The organism is Streptomyces sp. NPDC032822 (assembly GCF_055578825.1).
This window is the reverse complement of the sequence record NZ_JBVIOL010000003.1, coordinates 210,938-230,676: the sequence shown is the minus strand read 5'-3', so window position 1 is coordinate 230,676 and position 19,739 is coordinate 210,938. Positions and strand designations below refer to the sequence as shown.

Genomic DNA, 19,739 nt, shown 5'->3' with positions numbered 1-19,739 from the left:
TCACGCCTCGCCCTCGAAGTTGGCCCGCCAGGTCAGCAGGCGGCGGGACAGGATCCGGACGGCGAAGTCGCAGGCCAGCCCGAGCAGCGCGTACACGACGAGGCACAGCACGATGACGTCCGTGCGGAAGTACTGCTGGGCGTTGCTCATCAGGTAGCCGAGGCCCGCGTCCGCGTTGATCTGCTCGGCGAACACCAGGGCCAGCCATGCCGTCGACAACGCGTACCGGAGGCCCACGAGAGCCCCGGGCAGCGCGCTCGGCAGGATCACGTAGGCGATCAGTCCGAGCCTGCCCAGGCCCATCATCCGGGCGGCCTCGACGAGTTGGGAGTCGGTGGAGCGGATGCCGCCGTAGATGTTGAAGTACAGCGGGTAGGTCACCCCGAGGGCGACCAGCGCGATCTTGGGGGTCTCCTCGATGCCGAACCAGACGATGAACAGGGGGATCAGGCCCACCCAGGGGATCGCCCGGAACATGCCCATCGAGGAGTCGATGACGTCCTCGCCGAGCCGGAACAGGCCGGCCAGCAGCGAGAGGCTCAGCGCGACGGTCGCGCCGATCAGGAAGCCGACGGCCGCCCGGCGCCCCGACGCGGCGATGGCGCCGGGGAGTTCGCCGTTGCGGGTGAGTTCCACGGCCTGGCGTACGACGTCCACGGGGGAGGCCAGCACGGATTCCGGGAGCACACCGGTGGCGGAGGTCAGGAACCACAGCAGGACGAGTCCCACCGGGCCCGCGGACCGGCGTACGGAACGGGGGACGGTGAAGCGGCGCGTGTTCTTCGCGCCGCCCCGGATGGTGACGCGACCGGACGGCGTGGCCGCCTCCGGCGGTGCCGCCTCCTGCGTAGGCGCCGCCGCGTCCAGGGATTTCGTGGTCACGGCCGGTCTCCCTTCGTGGCCGGACGGCCGGGGTCGGCCGACCAGGCGGACCAGGAGCCGGGGAAGAGCACGGCGTCGAACCCGGCCAGCTCCAGTGCGGCGATCTGGTGCGCGGCGGTGACGCCGGAGCCGCAGTACACCCCGATGCGCGAGGCCCCGCCCGCGCCCTTCTCCTCGAAGCGCCTGCGCAGTTCCTCGGGCGGCAGGAAGGTGCCGTCCGCCGCGAGGTTCTCCCCGGTGGGGGCGGAGACCGCGCCCGGGATGTGGCCCGCCCGCGGGTCCACCGGCTCCACCTCACCGCGGTACCGCTCGGCGGCCCGCGCGTCCAACAGCAGCCCGGACGCGGCGAGTTCGGCGGCACCTTCGGCATCGGTCACCGCCAGGGCGCCCGGGTTCAGCACGATGTCGCCGGGCGGCGGATCGGCCGGGACCCCGGACTCCAGCGGCAGCCCGGCCGAGCGCCAGGCGCCGAGCGCCCCGTCCAGGAGAGTGACCCGCGTGAGGCCCGCGTGGCGCAGCAGCCACCAGGCGCGGGCCGCTGCCGTGTTGCCCAGGTCGTCGTGGACCACGACGGGTCGGCCCTCGCTGATGCCCCACCTGCGGGCCGCTGCCTGCAGATCCGCGACGGCGGGCAGCGGGTGCCGCCCGCTCTCCGGGCTCGGCGGCGCGGCCAGTTCGGTGTCGAGGTCGACGTAGACCGCGCCCGGGATGTGCCCCTCGGTGTAGTGGTCGCGGCCGTGCGGATCGCCCAGGGCCCAGCGGACGTCGAGGACGACCGGAGGAGCGTCGGAGGCGAGCAGCGCGCGCAGCTCGGAGACGGTCGTGGTCACGGTCATGCCGGGACCTCCGCGATCACGGGCAGCTCGGGGGAGAGGCGCAGCCGTTCCAGGAAGAGCACGACGGTCGCGGCGGCCGTGCGGTGCAGCGCGTCGTTGAGGATGTCGTGCCGGCCGCCGTTGAAGACCACGCTCTGAATCCCCGGGTGCCCCGCGTACACGTCGAGTGCCCCGGAGAGGGGGCTCACCTCGTCGTCCCGGCCGTGCAGGGCCAGGACGGGCACCCGCACCAGGCCGAGGCGCGGTTCGGGCAGGTCGGGCCGCTCGTCGAGGGCGCCGCGCCGGAACTCCGTGTCGTGTGCGAGGCGCGCCTGGTGGGTCGGGCAGGCGGTGCGGGCCTCGGCCTCGGACTCCCAATCCGTCGCGCTCCAGGTCGTGGTGGGCAGACCGGCCAGGATCAGCGCGTCCAGGCCGGGGACCTGCTCGGCGGCCAGATGGGCGGCGTGCCGGGCGCCCGTGTCCGAGCCGACCAGCACCTTCGGGCCGGGCAGCGACTCGTCGGCCAGCAGCTTCGCCGCCCGGTCGAGCACGGACGGATCGGCGGTGGGGTCGCCGAGGGCGCGGACCCGGTAGGCGTCGAAGGCGAGCCGGCGGCCGAACCGCTCGTAGACACCGCCGTGTTCACCCCGGCCGGCCAGCACGATCAATGTGCCGCGCGGGGCGAGACCTTCGGGTTCGTCCCAGGAGGAGAAGGATGAGGGCATGAGGGGGCAGCTCCCGTTTCAGGGCAGGGGGCATCCGACGGAAAGGCAGCCGAAGACGGCTGTCCCGTGTCAGAGAGAGGAGAGGGCGCGATCGAGCGGACCGCTCAGGGACGCGGAGCGGAACCGCGTCGGGAGGTCAACGACAGCGCGCGCTGCACGCCACGCCGAAGTCGATGACTCGGCGCTGCGTCAGAAGGGCAGCGGAAGCGGTCGCGTGCAACATGCGCCCATCATGACCGCGATCGGTGGACCACGTCCAACGACGATTCCGCATCGAAACCGATCAGCCATCGCGATCGGTCGCCGAGGGCGGCTACTGTCACGGCATGCCCCAACCCGTCCTCGACATCGTGGCCCTGCGCAGCCTGACCGCGATCGCCGACTGCGGCGGCTTCCACCGTGCCGCCCGGGCCCTGTCCCTGAGCCAGTCGGCGGTCAGCCAGCACGTCCGCAAACTGGAGAAGACCCTGGGCGGCCCCGTGGTGGAGCGCGAGGGGCGCGGCATGCGGTTCACCCCGGACGGCCGCCGGCTGCTGGAGCAGGCCCGCCGGATCCTCGCCGTCCACGACGAGGCCGTCCGCACGCTGCTCGAAGCCGACGGCGACACCGTCACCATCGGCTCCACCGAGCACGCCGCCGACCAGTTCCTGCCGAGGCTCACCGCCGCCGTCCAGGAGGTGCGGCCCGGGTGCCGGGTCCGCTTCCGCATAGACCGCTCCGCCCGGCTCGTCGAGGCCGTGGAGCGCGGCAGCGTCGACGTGGCGGTGTACGTCACCGAGGCCGCCGCCACCGAGGGCACGCCCGTCGGCGGTCTCCCGCTCACCTGGCACGCCGTCCCCGGCTGGCAGCCGCCGCCCGCGCCGGGAGCCGTTCCGCTGGTCGCCGTCGAGGACCCCTGCGCCATCCGCCGCCGGGCCATCTCCACCCTCGCCGCGCAGGGGGTGCCGGCCACGGTCGTCGGCGACGCCGGCTATCTCGCGGGCGTCCTCGACATCGCCCGCACCGGCCAGGGCGTCGCCCTCCTAGCCGCCGTGGGCCCCGCGCCCGACGGCCTCGCCCCCTGCACGGGGCTCCCGGCCGTCACCCCGATCCCGATGAGCGCGCTGGCCCGCCCCGGGGCGGACCCGGCCACGGTGGAGGCGGCCTTCGCGGCGGTACGGGAGCTGCTGCGCTGACCCGCGGACAGGGGCGCCTCAGCCCAGCATCCGGTCCAGCACCGACCGCTGCAGCGGCAGCACCTCGGCGTGCAGGTCGCGTCCCTTGCGGGTCAGGGCGACCCACACGCCCCGCCGGTCCTCGACGCAGACGGAGCGCTCCACCAGGCCGTCCTTCTCCAGGCGGCCGATGAGGCGGGACAGGGCGCTCTGGCTGAGGTGCACCCGTCCGACCAGGTTCTGCACCCGGCACAGGTCGCCCTCCTCCGGCGCCTCCGAGGCGAGGACGTCGAGCACCTCGAAGTCGCTCGCGCCCAGCCCGTGGGGGTGCAGCGCGCGGTCGATCTCGCACATCGTGCGCGCGTGCACCGACAGGATGTCCCGCCACTGGTCTTCGAGCCGGACACCGGCCGCGTTCACTGCCATACACCGAATGTTAATGCGTGTGCATCGACATCCGGGCAGGGGCGGAGCTTCTCACGCGTCCTGGACGAGCCCGACGAGATTCCCGTCCGCGTCCTTCACCGAGGCGATCAGCCGACCACCGCCGACGTCCTGGACGTCCTGGAGCAGTTCGGCACCCGCGTCGGTCAGCGCGGCCAGCCGCGTACGGATGTCGGAGACGTGCCAGTAGGGGACCGGGCCGGTCATGCCCTTGGAGTGTCCGTTCGGGTCCAGGCCGACGTCCTGGCCCGCGTCCTTGAAACCGACGTAGTAGGGCTCGTCCGCATAGGGCTCGATCTCCAGCAGGGCGCTGAACAGGGCCTTCGCCCGGGCGAGGTCCTTGACGGGGTAGACGATCGTCTTGAGGCCGGCGGTCATGGCGTACTCCTCGATGCTGCGCGGATCCGACGGATTTCGTCGTGGGTCCCACGCTAGGCCGGGGGAGCGGCAGTCCGCTTCTCCGATCCTGACCGACTGCCCCGCACCCGCCCGCGCGGCTCCTCCTCCGAGGATCCGGGCGGCGCCGGCCCACTCGCGGACGCGGGCGGACCGGCGAGACGGCGGCCGGACACCGACCTCCGCCCGACGGGGGCGCACCGGCCCTCGTCGCCCCACCACTCGACACGGGCCGGCGCGCCGACCGCGCCGAGCGGCCGCAGCGCGCCGGGAAGCGCCCCGACGCCCTACGTGGACTCCCGCTTCACCAGCTCCGTGGGAAGGATCACCGCCGCCGGATCCTCGCCGCCGATCTGGGCCAGCAGTACCCGGACCATCTCGGCGCTGATGCGGTCCCAGGGCTGCCGGATCGTCGTGAGCTCGGGCCGGGCGGCCACCGCCGCGGGGGAGTCGTCGAAGCCGCCCACCGCCACGTCCTGCGGCACCCGCCGCCCCGCCCGCCGCAGGGCCGTCAGCACGCCCTGTGCCATCAGGTCGGAGGCGACGAACACGGCGTCCAGGTCCGGGGTCTGCGCGAGCAGCCGCTCGGCGCCCGCCTCGCCGCTGGCCCGGGTGTAGTCGCCGGACACGACGAGCCGCTCGTCGACCGGGAGGCCCGCGTCGCCGAGCACCTCCCGGTAGCCGGCCAGGCGCTCGACCCCGCCCGGTGTGTCCAGCGGGCCGGTGACCACGCCGATGCGGCGGCGGCCGAGGGAGAGGAGGTGGCGCACCATGTCCCGGGCGCCGTCCCGGTCGTCCGCCGCCACATAGCTGACCCGGGAACCGAGCCCGATCGGCTTGCCGCACGCCACCAGCGGTACGCCCGCCTCGCGCAGCTCCTCGGCGACGGGGTTCCCGGAGTGGCTGGAGACCAGCAGCACCCCGTCGACGTGCCCGGCGGTGATGTACCGGGTGATGCGCCGCCGCTCGTCCTCGGTGCCGGCCAGCATCAGCAGCAGCGGGATGTCGTGCGCGGCGAGCGCCTGGGTGCAGCCGCGCAACAGGACGTTGAAGTTGGGGTCCTCGAAGAACCGCTCCTGTGGCTCGGTCAGCAGGAAACCCACCGAGTCGGACCGCCCGGTGATCAGCGAACGCGCATGCCGGTTCACGACGTAACCGGTCTTGCGGATCGCGGCGTTCACCGCCTCGTGCGCGGCGGGACTGACGTAGTGCCCGCCGTTGAGCACACGGGAGACGGTGCCGCGCGACACCCCGGCCTCCCGCGCCACGTCATGGATCGTGGGCGGTTTGCGCCGGCCCCCCGCATTGTTCATGGTCATGACTCTAAGGCCCCGGAGGACGGTTGGCGGCGGCCCGCGTCACGGGATGGGGCCCGGGGCCGGCGACTGTGTGTGATCGTGCACAGCACGCAACGCATACGCGTACTTGGCAAGCCTCACCCTCGTACGGTTATCTTGGGCCGCGCGCTGCTCAAGTCGTATGTGCACGTTCCCAACCATCAGAAACGGGAGAGACCCATGCCGGAGACCACCCCCAGGGGCCTCACCAGGCTGGCCTTCGGCGGGGACTACAACCCGGAACAGTGGCCCGAGAGTGTCTGGGAAGAGGACGTACGGCTGATGCGGGAGGCCGGCGTCACCATGGTGAGCGTCGGGATCTTCTCCTGGGCCCTCCTGGAGCCCGCACCCGGCCACTACGACTTCGGCTGGCTGGACCGGATCCTCGACCTGCTGCACGCAGGCGGTGTCCGGGTCGACCTCGGCACCCCCACGGTCGTACCCCCGGCCTGGTTCTACCGCGACCACCCGGGCGCACTGCCGGTGACGGCCGACGGCACCCGTCTGGCGTTCGGCTCGCGCGGCGCCATCTGCCACAGCGACGCCGACTACCGCGTGGCCGCCGCGAACATCACCACCAGGCTCGCCGAGCGCTACGCGGACCACCCGGCCCTCGCGATGTGGCACGTGCACAACGAGTACGGCGTCCCGGTCTCGGCCTGCTACTGCGACGGGTGCGCCGCCCACTTCCGCCGCTGGCTGACCACGACGTACGGCACGGTCGAGGCCGTCAACGAGGCCTGGGGCACCGCCTTCTGGGGCCAGCGCTACGCCGGCCTCGACCAGATCGACCCGCCGCGCACGGCGGCCACGGTCGGCAACCCGGGCCAGGCGCTGGACTACAAGCGGTTCGCCGACGCGACCATGCGCGAGAACTTCGTCATGGAGCGGGACATCCTGCACCGCCTCTCGCCCGGCATCCCGGTCACCACCAACTTCATGACCGCGCTCAGCCAGTGCGACTCCGTCGACTACTGGGCCTGGGGCCGCGAGGTCGACCTCGTCACCAACGACCACTACCTGATCACCGACGGCCGCCGCACCCACGTCAATCTCGCGATGGCCGCCGACCTCACCCGCTCGGTCGCGGGCGGCGCCCCCTGGCTGCTGCTCGAACACTCCACGTCGGGCGTCAACTGGCAGTCGCGCAACCCGGCGAAGGGGCCCGGCCAGATGGCCCGCAACTCCCTGGCCCACGTGGCGCGCGGCTCCGAGGGCGCGATGTTCTTCCAGTGGCGGCAGTCGCGGCGCGGCGCCGAGAAGTTCCACTCGGCGATGGTCCCGCACGGCGGCACGGACACCCGGGTCTGGCGCGAGGTCGTCGAACTGGGCGCCTCCCTCGACGCGTTGAGCGGCATCCGGGGCACCCGTACCACCGCCGACGTGGCCGTCCTGTGGGACTGGCACTCCTGGTGGGCGCAGAACCTCCAGTGGCGCCCCAGCGAGGCCCATGACGCCCGCGAGCGCGCCGACGCCTTCTACGAGGCCCTCTACGACCGTCACCTCACCGTCGACTTCGCCCACCCGGAAGCCGACTTGTCGAGGTATCCCCTGGTCGTCGTGCCCGCGCTGTACCTCATGACGGAGGCGGCGGGACGCAACCTCACGGAGTACGTCGAGAACGGCGGGACGCTCGTCGTGTCGTACTTCTCCGGCATCGTCGACGAGCACGACGCCGTGCACGAGGGCGCCTGCCCCGGACCGCTGCGGGATGTGCTCGGCCTGACCGTCGAGGAGTTCTCGCCGCTGCTGAAGGACCAACTGGTGCGCGTCACCGGGCCCGACGGCTCGGAACTCACCGCGGACGTGTGGACCGAGTTCGTGGTGCCGCGCGGCGCCGAGACCGTGTGGACGTACGCCGACGGGCTGGCCGCCGGCCACCCGGCCGTCACCCGGAACCGCCTGGGTGAGGGCACTGCCTGGTACGTCTCCACCCGCCTGACCGCCCAGGGCCTGGACGCGCTGCTGGGCTGGGCCGTCGAGGACGCGGACATCAGCACCCCGGCCCACTTGCCCCACGACGTCGAGGTGGTGCGCCGCACCGGCGACTCCGGCACCTATCTGTTCGCCGTCAACCACACCGCCACGGACGTCAAGGTGCCCCTGGAGGCGGACGGCACCGAGCTGCTCACCGGCGAGCGGTCCGCGGGCCGCCTGGAGGTCCCGGCCGGCGCGGTCCGGGTCGTCCGGCTCGACGGCTGAACCGACTCCCCTCCGCCCGTGCGAGCGCACGAGCCGCGGGCGGAGGGGGTCTCCGTCCCGCCGACCGGACCCGTGTACCGAACAACCTTGTGTCGTAAGGAAGTTCGGTGGCGGAGTCCGGTACCGAACAACGTCGCGGAGTGCCGTGCGTGAGGGCTTCCACTGCGCCACAGTGGGAAGACGCGGTACGAGGAGCCCGGACGGAGGGGACGCGATGCTCAGGACTCCCACCGGTGAGAGGCGCCTGCACATCCTGGAATGGCTGAAGGACCCGGCGGCGCACTTCCCGCCGCAGCGGTACGGCGACCCTGTCACGGACGGAATCACCGCCGACGCCGTCGCCACGAAACTCGGGGTGTGTCGCACGCTCGCCGAGACCCATCTAGACCTGCTCGTGGGGATCGGCCTGCTGCGCACCAGACGGATCCGGCGCCGCACCCACTACCGGCGCGACGAGGTGCGGATCGCCGAGGTGGCGCGCATGTTCGAGAAGGGCTGGTAGCCGGCCGGCCCCGCGGACGTGCTCGCTCGCGGGGCCGGAGCGGTTCAGGGCTGGGCGGTCGGACGGAAACGCCGGGCCGCCGAGCCGTCGCAGGCGCGCTGTACCGACTGCACGCTGTTCTCGGTACTGTCCGAAGGCGGGTGCCTGCGGGGCGGCGGAGGCGGTGGGCCCGGGGCGGTCGGCCCCAGCGCCGGCGCCGGCAGGACCAGCAGTCGCGCCGCGAGCCGCCTCAGGGGTAGCTCACCAGGTTGGCCACGTTGGTGGTGGAATTGGACGGCCCGCCACGGTCGTTGACGACGTGCCGGATGGTCCCGGTGCCGCCGAGCGATACGGTCACCATGTTCTGGAAGCGCACGTTCGGGTTGTTCGGGGCCTCGATGGCGTGCTCGGCGGTGACGCTCGGGTTGACGTTGAAGTAGCAGTAGCTGCCGAGCCCGTACGCCTGATGGCTGGTGACCGAGTCGGCGACCTTGTAGGCGGCGTAGCCCTGCGTGGAGCCGTTCATCCAGGCGGCCTGGTTCGGCGGGTCGTAGGGCATCTCGTTCTGGTAGAAGTACGTCCGGCCGCCGTTGCCGTTCCAGATGGTCTGGTGTTTCTGGTAGTGCTCGACGAACAGGCCGTACATGGTGACGTCGTCGCCGTTGACGACGAGCCCGGTGTCCGCGGTGTTGGAGTTCCAACCGATGCCGCTGCCGTGGTCGCCGCGCCAGATCCACATGTGGTCGCCGATGACGTCGTCGCTGTTGACGACGAGGCTGGTGGTCGCCCTGCCCACGGCGGCGCCGCCGACCCGGAAGTACACGTCGTGCAGGGAGGTCGGGTTCGCGGAGTGGTCCGTGGCGGCGCCGGTCGGGCCGATCTCCATCAGGGTCCGGGAGTCGGTGGTTCCGGCGTCGAAGAGGACACCGGCGATCTTCACGCCGTCGACGTCGGCGACCGTCATGGCCGTGACGCCGTTGTCCGGGACGAACGTCGCTAGGCCCAGACCCAGGACGACGGTGTCGGGGCGGGTCACCCGCAAGGTCTGGTTCAGGTGGTAGACGCCCGGTGTGACCAGCAGGTTCTTGCCCTCGGCGAGCGCCGCGTTGATCTGGGCGGCGGTCGCGCCCGGCTTGACGACGAAGAACTGGTCGATGCCGAGCGAGCTGCCCGCCGCGTTCCCGTTCGCCCAGCTCGTGGCCGAGGAGTTGGTCCGCAGGGAGGGCACGAACACCCGGTAGGCGCCCGTGCCGTCGACGTACAGGAAGGGCTTCTCCCGGACCGTGGGCGTTTGACCGACCGTGGTGTAGGGCGGGTTCGGGAAGCTGTTGCCGGGGACGCCCTGGCTGCCGACGAAGACCATGTTCCAGTTGGAGCCGGTCCAGCTGCCGAGCTGGGAGTTGCGGGTCAGCCACTGCTGCTGGGTGCCGGACCGCACCTGGCCGTCGATCTTGCTGTCGGCCATGAACCCGCCGCTGGACCAGCCGCCGTCACTCAGCTCCAGGTTGCCCCGGACATGCATACGCCGGTACCCGGAGGCCTGCGACACCGCCCACCGGTCCGTGCCGCCCGTGGGGTTCACCGACAGGTTCTCGGCACCGCGCCAGAAGTTCTGGGTGGCGTTCTGCGGCGGGAACCAGTCGGCCTCCACGTGGACGGCACCGTTGATCGTGACCGAGTCGGGTGACTGGCCCAGGCCCAGGACCTGTGTGTAGAAGCCGACGTTGACGTCGTTGTCGTAGGTGCCGGGCTTGAACATCACCGCGTAGCGCTGGGAGCCGAACTGGTTCGTCTCCTGCTGCTGGAAGATCGAGTTCAGCCGGCTCTGGATCGTGGACGACGGCATCGACGGGTCGAAGACGACCACGTTGGGGCCCAGGTCGACATCCCCGGGCGCGGTGTTCACGGGCGCGACCTGGAAGCGCTGGGCGGCCGAGCCGTTGCAGGAGTACTGCACCAGCTGGACGCTGTCGGCCGTCGAGGCGGACGGCACGTCCAGGCACTTGCCGCTGTTCCGGTTGACGAAGTGGTAGGCGCCGCCGCCCTCGTCGACGGCCTGCCACTGCTGGTTGGCGCCACCGCCGTACGACCACAGGTGCACGGCCGCGTTGTCGGCCGTCGACACGTCACTCACGTCCACGACCTGCTGGGCGTCGTTGCGGTTGCCGATCCGTACGAAGCCGTCGCCGGTCGTGGTGAAACTCCACTGCTGGGCGGTGCTGTTGTTGCAGGCGTACTGCTGTACGGCGGTGCCGTTCACGGTCGCGGCGGCCCGGGCGTCCAGGCATTTGCCGCTGCCGCTGTTCACGACCGTGGACCAGCCGGTGGGCAGGGCGGCGACCGCCGTGGCGCCCGCCTTCGGGGCGGCCTGGGCGGGTGGGAGGCCGGTGAGGAAAGAGGCGGCGGTGGCCACGGCCGCGCAGGCAGTGATCCAGGGGGCGGTGAGGGATGGTCTCGGGAGTCGGAGCACGTCTTCTCCTGTGCCGACGGGCGGCGTGAGTGGGGGTGGGGGAGGGGCGGCGGGCTGAGGGGCCGTTGTCCGGTTCGGGATCAGCCGGTGTACGGGGCGAGGACCCGGGTGAAGTCCCAGGGTTGCTGGGAGACACCGGAGCAGGTGTCGGCCCCGCCGCCCGTGCAGGGGCGGTCGCGGTTGACGGACCAGAAGGTCAGCCGGGCCAGGTGGCGCTGCCGGGCGTAACCGAGGATGGTGCGGAAGTCGTCGACGGTCACCGTCTCGCCGTTGTCGGTGACGCCGTTCATCGAGGAGATGCCGGTGTGCCGGTAGGCCTGGTCGTCCGTGTAGCCGTACGCGTTCTTGACCGCGGTCTTGAGTCCTTCCGCGGCGCGCACGGTGAGCCGGCCCATGTTCTGGCCGGCGCCGCCGAAGTTGAACGGCATGATCGTCCAGCTGTCCACGCTGAGTCCGGAGGCGGCGGCCCTGCCGATGAGGCTGCTGTCGGGGCCGTCCTGGCCGGTGCCGAAGGTGATGTACACCTTGATCCCCGGGTTGTCGGCCTTGACGGTCCTGAGCGCGTCGACCGTGCGCTGTTGCACGACCGCACTGTCGTAGGCCGCGGCCTCGATGTCGATGTCGATCGCCTTGAGACCGTAGGCGTTGATCACCTTCTGGTACGCGGCGGCCAACTCGCCGGCGCTGCCGCAGGAACTCTCCAGCTTGTTGCCGCTCCAGCCGCCGAAGGACGGGATGACATCGCCGCCGGCACCCCGGACGGTGTTGACGGTCCCCTGGTCGACACCGCCGGTCAGCGGCCGGCTCCCGTCCCACTGCGGGTTGCAGTAGCCGTTGCTCAGGACGAAGGCGAGCGTGAACCACTTGACGCCGGTCGCGTTCATCACGGTGGTCGGATTCGGCGGACTGCCCCAGCCGTTGTAGAGGTACGGCGCGACGGCCATGGACCCGACCGGTGCCGGATCCTCCCCGCCGCTCGGGACCGTCCACTTCTGGTTGGCGGCTCCGGTGCAGCTCCATATCTGCAACCGGGTGCCGTTGGCGGAGCTGTTGCCGGCCGCGTCCAGGCACTTGTCCGCCTGCGGGTTGACGAGGTCGCGGGCGGCGGTGACCGTCCACCGCTGAGCGGCGCTGCCGTTGCAGTCCCACAGCCGGGTCTGCGTCCCGTCGGCCGTACCGCCCGACGCCACGTCCAGGCACTTGCCGAGCGCGCGGATCGTGCTGTCGCTTCCCACGGTCCACTGCTGCGCGGCCGTGCCGTTGCAGTCGTAGAGCTGTACGGCCGTGCCGTTGGCCGTGGCGCCGCCCGCCACGTCCACGCACTTGCCGCCGACACCGGTCAGATGTCCGGTGGCCGCGGCGGCGCCGCTCGCGGGCGTGCCGCAGAGGCCGGTGAGGAGGGCGGCGGCAGCCGCGGTCCCCAGGGCGCCGCGTACGGCGGGTCTGTGCAGAAACCTCGTGGTCATCGCGTCGGCGTCCCTTGCTGGTGGGGGGTTTGGGGTGGGGGGTGCGCAGCGAACTTCAGGTGCATGACAGGGCTTAGTTCACTACGTGATTTAAGAAGTGAAGGATCGACCTGTCAAGGGTTTGGTATGGACCAGTTGGTGAGGGTGGAAACCGGCCCCTCGGCAGCCGGGACGGCCCGCTGAATCCGACTTTGGTCGGGCATCGCCCGGTCGACCCCGACTTTGGTCGACGACTGCGCCACCCGAGGATGGCGACGCCGGGCACGATCGGCCGATGCCCGCCACCGCATGGCTCGCCCAGAGTGAAGGGGACCAACAAGGAGGCGGCATGGCGACCTTGCGTACCCGACCCCGACCCCGAATGAGCGTGGCGACAGTGGCGGCCTGGATCATCGGGCTGTCGGTGGCGGCCGTACCGTCCCCGGCGTCGGCCGTACCGTCCCCCGAGACCACTCCGACCCGGCTGTACGTCGCTCCGTGGGGGAGGGACTCCTGGCCGGGCAGCCTGGACCGGCCCTTCGCCACACCGGCACGGGCCCAACAGGCCGTACGCGACCGGGTTCCGCGGATGACGTCGGACCTGGAGGTGAACCTGCGCGGCGGGACGTACACCCTGAAGGCACCGCTGCGTCTGTCGGAGGCCGCAGGGGACTCCGGCCGCGGCGGCCACCGGGTGGTCTACCAGGCGTACGGCTACGGCACCCCACGTCAGGAACGGGTCACTCTCAGCGGCGGCCGACGGATCGCCGGCTGGCGCCCGGACCCGGCGCTGAAGGGGTTCCGGCGCGCGGACGTGGGCGTGCTCGACACCCGCCAGCTCTACGTCGACGGCCGACGCGCCACCCGCCCGGCCCGCGAGGGAGCGGGATTCCCCGGCTCGCTGAAGGTGACCAAGGCCGGCTACGTCACCACCAGCACCGTCCCCCGCACCTGGCGCAACCCCGAGGACGTCGAGTTCGTCTACCGATCCGGCTATGTGGAGGGCCGCTGCGGAGTCGCCGGCGTCTCCGGCTCCGCGCGCCGGACCACCATCACCATGGACCAGCCGTGTTGGAACCTGGCACCGGCCCTCTACGAAGGCCCGGAACTGCTCAAAGAGCCGAGCCGCGTGGAGAACTCCACCAGTTTCGCGTCCACGCCGGGCAGTTGGTATCTCGACCGCTCCCGGCCCGGACACCACCGACTGCTCTACCGCCCGCGCCCCACGGAGGACATGCGCAGCGCCCGGGTGGTCGCGCCGGTCCTGGAGTCACTGGTCACCGGCACCGGCCGACCCGGCCGCCCCCTGCACGACATCGGCCTGCGCGGCCTGACCTTCGCGTACGCCACCTGGCTGGCACCCAACGAGCCCGCGGGGTTCCCCGCCGCGTGGAGCATGTACCTGCGGCCCGGGAACGGCGACGAGGGGAGGCTGCTGACGGTTCCGGGAGCGGTCGCCTTCCGCACCGCGGAGCGGATCACCCTGGAGGGCAACCGCTTCACCCATCTCGGCGCGCAGGCCCTGGAGTTGTCCGGGAGCAGCTCGCACAACGTGGTCGACGGCAACGTCATCAGTGACGTCTCCGACGGCGGGATCCTGATGGGCGTGGTCCCGCCCGACCAGACGGGCACCAACCGCCGCAACCGGATCACCAACAACTGGATCCACCGCATCGGCAGGGAGTACCACGCGGCCTCCGGCATCTGGGACACCGCCACCCAGGAGACCACGATCGCGCACAACCAGGTCAACGACGTGCCCTACAGCGGCATCCTGTCCGGCCCCGCCGACGACCTGCGGGGTGTCATGCACGGCAACCGCATCCTCGACAACCGCGTGTTCGCCACCAACCGGCTCCTGGCCGACGGAGGCGGCATCTACCTCCGCGGCGAACAGGGCACCTCGTACGCCGACGGTGCCGTCATCAGCGGCAACGCGGTCACCGACAGCAAGTACGGCGTCTGGAACGTCGGTATCTACACCGACGACAGCACCGACCGGGTCACCGTGGACGGCAACGTGGTCCACGACTACGTCGCCTCCATCGGCGGGTGCAGCGAGGAGTGGGGCGACCGCCCCGTCCGGAACGTGCGGTACCGCGGCAACTTCTGGGACGACACGGTGCCCGAATGGCTCGCCCGGCGCGACTTCCCCGGCGCCTGGCCACCGGCCGACGAGCAACACCCGGAGGAAGGCTGCGGAGACCCTCAGGCCCTCGAATTCACCGACAACACCCTGCTGCCCGCGAAGAGCCCCGGCACCGCCTGCGCCGCCGACACCGCCTGTGCGGCCGTCATGGCGAACGCCGGACCCCTGCCGGCCTACCGGCAGCGCCTGGGCATGCCATGACGCGGGGTCGGCTGCAGTCTCACGGCTTGCCGAAAACCACGCCACGCCAGGTCCAGCCCGCCTTGAGGACGGCGTTCCGCAGGGGGTCGCGCAGCTCACCGGCGTCGAAGCGGAAGGTCTCCGTCGCCTCAAGGCCGCCGGTGTCGCCCCGCCGGACCGCGTACCGGCGGGAGACCCTCCTGTCCGGCCCGCGCGAGTACGCCCCCGAGATCTTGAACGTCGGCGGGTTCCCGACCCGGGTGACCTCCCACCCTTCCTCAAGGACCCGCACCTCATGGTCCCCCTGGACCAGACGCATCCGGATCCGGACAGCGCGAGACAACTGCGACTCGACGAAGACGGCCTGCCAGGCGGGCTCCGCCAGCCGCCACTCCGCGACCAGATCGGCGCCTTCCGGCGCACCGTCACGAACGACGTACGGCACCGCGGGCCCGTTGACGGAGAGCAGAGCCGCCCGCACCTCCTCGACCGGGCGCGGCACAACCCCGTCGGCCGGGTACGTCGTTCCGGTCAGCTTGTCGAAGAGCCCCATGAACACAACCTATGAAGTGCCGGATCGCCGGAGCAAGATCCACCGCCCGCCCGCCCGCCCGCCCGCCCGCCCGCCCGCCCGCCGGGCCGAGGACCATGAACCGGTTGACGAGGGCGCCACGCGGCCACCGCGCGCCGGGTGCGGTCTCGCGCCAGGCGTCCGGCGCGAAGTGACCCCGGCTCGCCGCGGGGTTAACCTGTTGACCAGCCGCGATCACCTCGTGGCGCGGCGGTGGGGCCCGCCGTACCCGAACCGTGGCACAGGTGCCGCCAACGGTCCCTACTTGCGATGGAGCGTGCCCGGATGCCGGGCCCCGGCAGGTAGGAGACGTACGACGATGACAGCCCAGGAGACCGGCGGTAGACGAGGAGCCGTTGCCCAGGAGCCGTTCTGGCGAGGTCAGGGGCCGGTGGTCGCGGTGGTCGCGCTCGGTGGTGCGCTCGGCGCCGTCGCCCGGTATGCCGTCTCGCTCCGGTGGCCCGTCCAGCAGGGCGGGTTCCCCTGGGCGACCTTCTGGACCAACGTCGTCGGCTGTGCCGTGATCGGCGTGTTCATGGTGGTCGTCACCGAGGCGTGGGCCGCCCACCGGCTCGTCCGCCCCTTCTTCGGCACCGGTGTGCTCGGCGGCTTCACGACCTTCTCGACGTACGCCGTCGACTTCCGGAAGCTGATCGGCTCCGGGCATCCCCGCACCGGTCTGGTGTACCTCTTCGGGACTCTTCTCGCCGCACTCGCGGCGGTGTGGCTCGCGGTCGTGGTCACGCGGCGCGGCCTGCGGTGGAGGAGACCATGACGGGGAGCGAAACGGGCAATCGGGACGTGAAGGGTAAGAGGTCGTTGTGAACTGGCTGCTGGTCGTCGCGGGGGCCGCGGTGGGTGCCCCGCTCCGCTATCTGACCGACCGGGCGGTGCGGTCCCGGTACGGCTCCGCCTTCCCCTGGGGCACCTTCACGGTGAACGTCACCGGGTGTCTGGTCCTCGGCCTGCTGACCGGCGCGGCGATGTCGGGGGCTGCCGGTTCCCCCTTGCAACTGCTGGTGGGAACCGGCCTGTGCGGGGCGCTGACGACGTACTCGACCTTCTCGTACGAGACGCTTCTGCTGGCCGAGGCCGGGTCAGGACCGGAGTCAGGGCCGGGGTCGGGGGGCCTCGCCGTCCTCAACGCGGTCGGCGGTGTGGCCGCGGGCCTGGGGGCCGCCTTTGCGGGAGTGGCGGTGGCGCAGGCGGTGTGGGCGTAGGCGCTCGGTCGTGGACCGCCCACGGCCCGGCTCTCGTCCGCGTGTAGTAAGACAGAGCCCGCCGCACCCAACTCCCTTGAGCAGAACTGGATCCCATGAGCGTCATCAGCGTCGGTCAGGCCGTCGTCCTCGGAGCCGTCGAGGGGGTGACCGAGTTCCTGCCGGTGTCTTCCACGGGCCATCTGAAGATCGTCGAGGGGCTGATGAGCATCCCCGTCGACGACGACTCCGTCGTCGGGTTCTCGGCCGTGATCCAGGTCGGGGCGATCGCCGCCGTGCTCGTCTACTTCTTCAGAGACATCGTGCGCATCGTCTCCGCCTGGTTCCGGGGGCTGGCCCACCGCGAGGAGCGCCACCACCACGACTACAGGTTCGCCTGGTGGGTGATCTGCGCGACGATCCCGATCGTGATCGTCGGTCTGGCGGCCAAGCCGCTCATCGAGGGGCCGCTCGCCTCGCTGTGGGTGGTGGCGGGCTCGCTGATCGTCGGCAGCGGGGTGATGTGGGCGGCGGACCAGATGGGCCGGCACAAGCGAGGGGAGGACGACACCACGTTCAAGGACGCCATGCTGGTGGGCGGTTCACAGATCCTCGCCCTGCTCTTCCCCGGCTTCTCGCGTTCCGGCGCCACCATGTCCACGGCGCTCGTCCTGGACCTGGACCGGGTCGCCGCCACCCGGCTCTCCTTCTTTCTCGGCATCCCCGCCCTGACCGGCGCCGGGCTCTACGAACTGAAGGACGCCCTCGGGGCGGGCGTGGGCGTCGCCCCGCTCGCCGTCGGGACCGTCGTCTCCTTCGGCGTGGCCTACGCCTCCATCGCCTGGCTGCTGAAGTTCGTCGCCAAGCACTCCTTCAACGCGTTCGTGGTCTACCGGATCGTCGTGGGCACGCTGCTGTTCGGACTGCTGGCCACGGGCGTGCTCGGCGGCTGACCGTGGTCCGGCCGCGGGTACGCCCGGGGAGGTCCCTCGCACGGGGTGTGAAGCTTCCCCACGTCTTCCTCACGTCTTCCTCAGGCCTTCGCGCCCCGTGCATTCCTTCCTTCGGCGACCCTTGACAGGGGCCCCACACCCCCGGAGTATCACTCCCGTGAACCTGTCAGACAGCCAGACAGCCAGTCAGGGCCCGCGGCGTGTGAGCGCCATGGAAGCGGTGCTCGGACATCTGCGCGCCGCCATCGAACGAGGCGACTACGCGATCGGCGACAAGCTCCCTTCCGAGGCCGAGCTGTGCCGCACGCTGGAGGTCTCCCGCCCCGTGCTGCGCGAGGCCCTCAGGGCCCTGCAGACCATGGGGCTGACCGTGTCCAAGACGGGCAAGGGCACCTTCGTCGTCGCCAGCGCCGTCGAGGACCCCACCTTCGGCGACTACGCCGCCAGCGACCTGCTGGAGGTGCGCCGGCATGTCGAGATCCCGGTCGCCGGGTACGCGGCCAGGCGCCGCACCCCGGAGAACCTGGACCACCTGGCCCATCTCCTGGACCGGATGGAGCGGGAGACCGACACCACCGCGTGGGTCGCGATGGACACGCTGTTCCACCTCGGCGTGGCCGAGGCCGCCCAGAACCCGGTCTTCCGCCGGGTCATCGAGGAGATCCGCGACGCGCTGGCCCGCCAGTCGGCGTTCCTCAACGAACTGGGCGGCCGGCGCGAGCAGTCCAACCGCGAGCACCGGGCGATCGTCGAGGCGCTGATGGACGGTTCCGAGACCGACGCCGTGGAAGCCATGGCCCACCACCTCGACCGCGTCGAGACCACCCTCACCGACATCGTGCGCCCCCAGCGCGCGGACACCCCCCTGGAAGGCGGACCCGAGGCGTGAGCGAGCAGCACCTCCAAGAGGAGACCCGCAAACAGTCCCCGCACGTCGACGCCGGAGACGCGGGCTACAGCAAGTCCCTGAAGTCCCGGCACGTCAACATGATCGCCATCGGCGGCGCCATCGGCACCGGCCTCTTCCTGGGCGCCGGAGGCCGCCTCGCCGACGCCGGACCCTCCCTCTTCATCGCCTACGCGGTCTGCGGGATCTTCGCCTTCCTCGTCGTCCGCGCCCTCGGCGAACTGGTCCTGTACCGGCCCTCGTCCGGCGCCTTCGTGTCGTACGCCCGGGAGTTCCTCGGCGAGAAGGGCGCCTACGTCGCGGGCTGGATGTACTTCCTGAACTGGGCCACCACCGGTATCGCCGACATCACCGCGGTCGCCCTCTACACCCACTACTGGGGCATGTTCTCCGACATCCCGCAGTGGGTGATCGCGCTCATCGCACTCGCCGTCGTCCTCACCGTGAACCTCATCTCGGTGAAGATGTTCGGCGAGCTGGAGTTCTGGTTCGCCATCATCAAGGTGGGCGCGCTCGTGGCGTTCATGCTGATCGGCATCTTCCTGCTGGTCACCCAGCACCCGGTGGGCGACACCACCCCCGGCCCCTCCCTGATCACCGACAGCGGCGGCGTCTTCCCCAACGGCCTGCTGCCCATGCTGCTGATCATCCAGGGCGTCGTCTTCGCCTACGCCTCCGTCGAGCTGGTGGGCGTCGCCGCCGGCGAGACCGAGAACCCCGAGAAGATCATGCCGAAGGCGATCAACTCGATCATGTGGCGCGTGGGCATCTTCTACGTCGGCTCGGTCCTCCTGCTGTCGATGCTGCTGCCCTGGAACAAGTACACGTCCGGCGAGAGCCCCTTCGTGACCGTGCTGTCCAACATCGGCATCCCGGCCGCGGGCGGCGTGATGAACCTGGTCGTCCTCACCGCGGCGATGTCCTCGCTCAACTCCGGCCTGTACTCCACCGGCCGCATCCTGCGCTCCATGGCGATGTCCGGCTCCGCACCGAAGTTCACCGGCGTGATGAGCCGCAGCCAGGTCCCCTACGGCGGCATCCTGCTCACCAGCGCCGTCTGCGTCCTCGGTGTAGGCCTCAACTTCGTCGTCCCCGCCGACGCGTTCGAGATCGTGCTCAACTTCGCCGCGATCGGCATCCTCTCCACCTGGGGCATGATCATGATCTGTCACCTGGTGTTCTGGCAGAAGACCCAGAAGGGCGAACTCGACCGCCCCGGCTACAGGTTGCCGGGCTCCCCCTGGACCGAACTGGTGACGCTGGTCTTCCTCGCCTCCGTCCTGGTCCTCATGTACGCCGACGGCGGCGCCGGCCGCACCACCGTGCTGTGCCTCCCGCTGATCGTCGGGGCGCTGGTCGCCGGATGGTTCGCCGTCCGCGGCCGTACCGCGCGCAAGTCCACCACCGGAGCCGACGCGTGAGCCACGCG

Annotated in this window: 18 protein-coding genes; 9 read left to right on the top strand and 9 right to left on the bottom strand. The window is 71.3% G+C overall.

All coding sequences use genetic code 11. The annotated features are described in order from the left end of the window. Genes ACZ5VD_RS10200 through ACZ5VD_RS10190 form a run of 3 tightly spaced genes read right to left on the bottom strand, consistent with a single transcriptional unit; the run spans position 1 to position 2,422 of the window. The gene (locus ACZ5VD_RS10200) at positions 1 to 882 is read right to left on the bottom strand and encodes an ABC transporter permease (protein ID WP_468551901.1); all 882 of its coding nucleotides are present in this window, start codon (positions 880 to 882) and stop codon (positions 1 to 3) included. Next, positions 879 to 1,718 (bottom strand): sulfurtransferase, encoded by an 840-nt coding sequence (locus ACZ5VD_RS10195; RefSeq protein ID WP_468551902.1) that lies wholly within the window; start codon positions 1,716 to 1,718, stop codon positions 879 to 881. The genes ACZ5VD_RS10200 and ACZ5VD_RS10195 overlap by 4 nt, the downstream gene beginning before the upstream one ends. Next, the gene (locus ACZ5VD_RS10190) at positions 1,715 to 2,422 is read right to left on the bottom strand and encodes an alpha/beta hydrolase (RefSeq protein ID WP_468551903.1); all 708 of its coding nucleotides are present in this window, start codon (positions 2,420 to 2,422) and stop codon (positions 1,715 to 1,717) included. Before ACZ5VD_RS10190 ends, ACZ5VD_RS10195 begins: the two co-directional genes overlap by 4 nt. Before the next feature lie 326 nt (positions 2,423 to 2,748). Between ACZ5VD_RS10190 and ACZ5VD_RS10185 the strand changes: the two genes are divergently transcribed. Continuing rightward, on the top strand, positions 2,749 to 3,597 hold the full coding sequence (locus ACZ5VD_RS10185) for a LysR family transcriptional regulator (RefSeq protein ID WP_468551904.1): 849 nt from the start codon (positions 2,749 to 2,751) through the stop codon (positions 3,595 to 3,597). Positions 3,598 to 3,615: 18 nt separating this feature from the next. Here the strand turns inward: ACZ5VD_RS10185 and ACZ5VD_RS10180 are convergent, their stop codons facing one another. The 3 genes from ACZ5VD_RS10180 to ACZ5VD_RS10170 all read right to left on the bottom strand — a co-directional run bounded on the left by ACZ5VD_RS10180 (position 3,616) and on the right by ACZ5VD_RS10170 (position 5,735). Then, positions 3,616 to 4,002 (bottom strand): MarR family winged helix-turn-helix transcriptional regulator, encoded by a 387-nt coding sequence (locus ACZ5VD_RS10180; RefSeq protein ID WP_468551905.1) that lies wholly within the window; start codon positions 4,000 to 4,002, stop codon positions 3,616 to 3,618. Between the two features lie 51 nt (positions 4,003 to 4,053). Next, positions 4,054 to 4,398, bottom strand: coding sequence for a VOC family protein (locus ACZ5VD_RS10175; RefSeq protein ID WP_468551906.1), 345 nt, complete (start codon positions 4,396 to 4,398; stop codon positions 4,054 to 4,056). A 305-nt stretch (positions 4,399 to 4,703) separates the two neighbouring features. Next, positions 4,704 to 5,735 (bottom strand): LacI family DNA-binding transcriptional regulator, encoded by a 1,032-nt coding sequence (locus tag ACZ5VD_RS10170; protein ID WP_468551907.1) that lies wholly within the window; start codon positions 5,733 to 5,735, stop codon positions 4,704 to 4,706. A gap of 198 nt (positions 5,736 to 5,933) precedes the next feature. On the opposite strand from ACZ5VD_RS10170, the gene ACZ5VD_RS10165 reads away from it, so the two are divergent. Both ACZ5VD_RS10165 and ACZ5VD_RS10160 read left to right on the top strand, forming a co-directional pair. Continuing rightward, entirely contained in the window at positions 5,934 to 7,955 is a 2,022-nt protein-coding gene (locus ACZ5VD_RS10165; protein ID WP_468681863.1) for a beta-galactosidase, read from the top strand. A gap of 214 nt (positions 7,956 to 8,169) precedes the next feature. Next, positions 8,170 to 8,457: an ArsR family transcriptional regulator gene (locus ACZ5VD_RS10160; protein ID WP_468551909.1), complete on the top strand. Its 288-nt coding sequence runs from the start codon at positions 8,170 to 8,172 to the stop codon at positions 8,455 to 8,457. 229 nt (positions 8,458 to 8,686) lie between these two features. On the opposite strand, the gene ACZ5VD_RS10155 is transcribed toward ACZ5VD_RS10160, so the two are convergent. Together ACZ5VD_RS10155 and ACZ5VD_RS10150 are read right to left on the bottom strand one after the other, a co-directional pair. Then, positions 8,687 to 10,906: an RICIN domain-containing protein gene (locus tag ACZ5VD_RS10155; RefSeq protein WP_468551910.1), complete on the bottom strand. Its 2,220-nt coding sequence runs from the start codon at positions 10,904 to 10,906 to the stop codon at positions 8,687 to 8,689. An 80-nt stretch (positions 10,907 to 10,986) separates the two neighbouring features. After that, positions 10,987 to 12,372, bottom strand: coding sequence for a ricin-type beta-trefoil lectin domain protein (locus ACZ5VD_RS10150; RefSeq protein ID WP_468551911.1), 1,386 nt, complete (start codon positions 12,370 to 12,372; stop codon positions 10,987 to 10,989). Between the two features lie 361 nt (positions 12,373 to 12,733). Between ACZ5VD_RS10150 and ACZ5VD_RS10145 the strand changes: the two genes are divergently transcribed. Further along, positions 12,734 to 14,701 carry a right-handed parallel beta-helix repeat-containing protein gene (locus tag ACZ5VD_RS10145; RefSeq protein WP_468551912.1) on the top strand — a complete coding sequence of 656 codons (1,968 nt, stop codon included), beginning with the start codon at positions 12,734 to 12,736 and terminating at the stop codon, positions 14,699 to 14,701. 19 nt (positions 14,702 to 14,720) lie between these two features. Here the strand turns inward: ACZ5VD_RS10145 and ACZ5VD_RS10140 are convergent, their stop codons facing one another. Further along, entirely contained in the window at positions 14,721 to 15,233 is a 513-nt protein-coding gene (locus ACZ5VD_RS10140) for a hypothetical protein (RefSeq protein ID WP_468551913.1), read from the bottom strand. Positions 15,234 to 15,570: 337 nt separating this feature from the next. Between ACZ5VD_RS10140 and crcB the strand changes: the two genes are divergently transcribed. The 5 genes from crcB to ACZ5VD_RS10115 all read left to right on the top strand — a co-directional run bounded on the left by crcB (position 15,571) and on the right by ACZ5VD_RS10115 (position 19,731). Continuing rightward, positions 15,571 to 16,026, top strand: coding sequence for a fluoride efflux transporter CrcB (gene crcB, locus ACZ5VD_RS10135; RefSeq protein ID WP_468551914.1), 456 nt, complete (start codon positions 15,571 to 15,573; stop codon positions 16,024 to 16,026). Between the two features lie 46 nt (positions 16,027 to 16,072). Further along, the gene (locus tag ACZ5VD_RS10130; RefSeq protein ID WP_468551915.1) at positions 16,073 to 16,471 is read left to right on the top strand and encodes a fluoride efflux transporter FluC; all 399 of its coding nucleotides are present in this window, start codon (positions 16,073 to 16,075) and stop codon (positions 16,469 to 16,471) included. Positions 16,472 to 16,566: 95 nt separating this feature from the next. Next, positions 16,567 to 17,403, top strand: a complete 837-nt coding sequence (locus ACZ5VD_RS10125; RefSeq protein WP_468551916.1) for an undecaprenyl-diphosphate phosphatase — start codon at positions 16,567 to 16,569, stop codon at positions 17,401 to 17,403. Positions 17,404 to 17,614: 211 nt separating this feature from the next. Beyond that, positions 17,615 to 18,292, top strand: a complete 678-nt coding sequence (locus tag ACZ5VD_RS10120) for a FadR/GntR family transcriptional regulator (protein ID WP_468552011.1) — start codon at positions 17,615 to 17,617, stop codon at positions 18,290 to 18,292. Then, entirely contained in the window at positions 18,289 to 19,731 is a 1,443-nt protein-coding gene (locus ACZ5VD_RS10115) for an amino acid permease (RefSeq protein ID WP_468551917.1), read from the top strand. Before ACZ5VD_RS10120 ends, ACZ5VD_RS10115 begins: the two co-directional genes overlap by 4 nt. Positions 19,732 to 19,739: the final 8 nt, after the last annotated feature.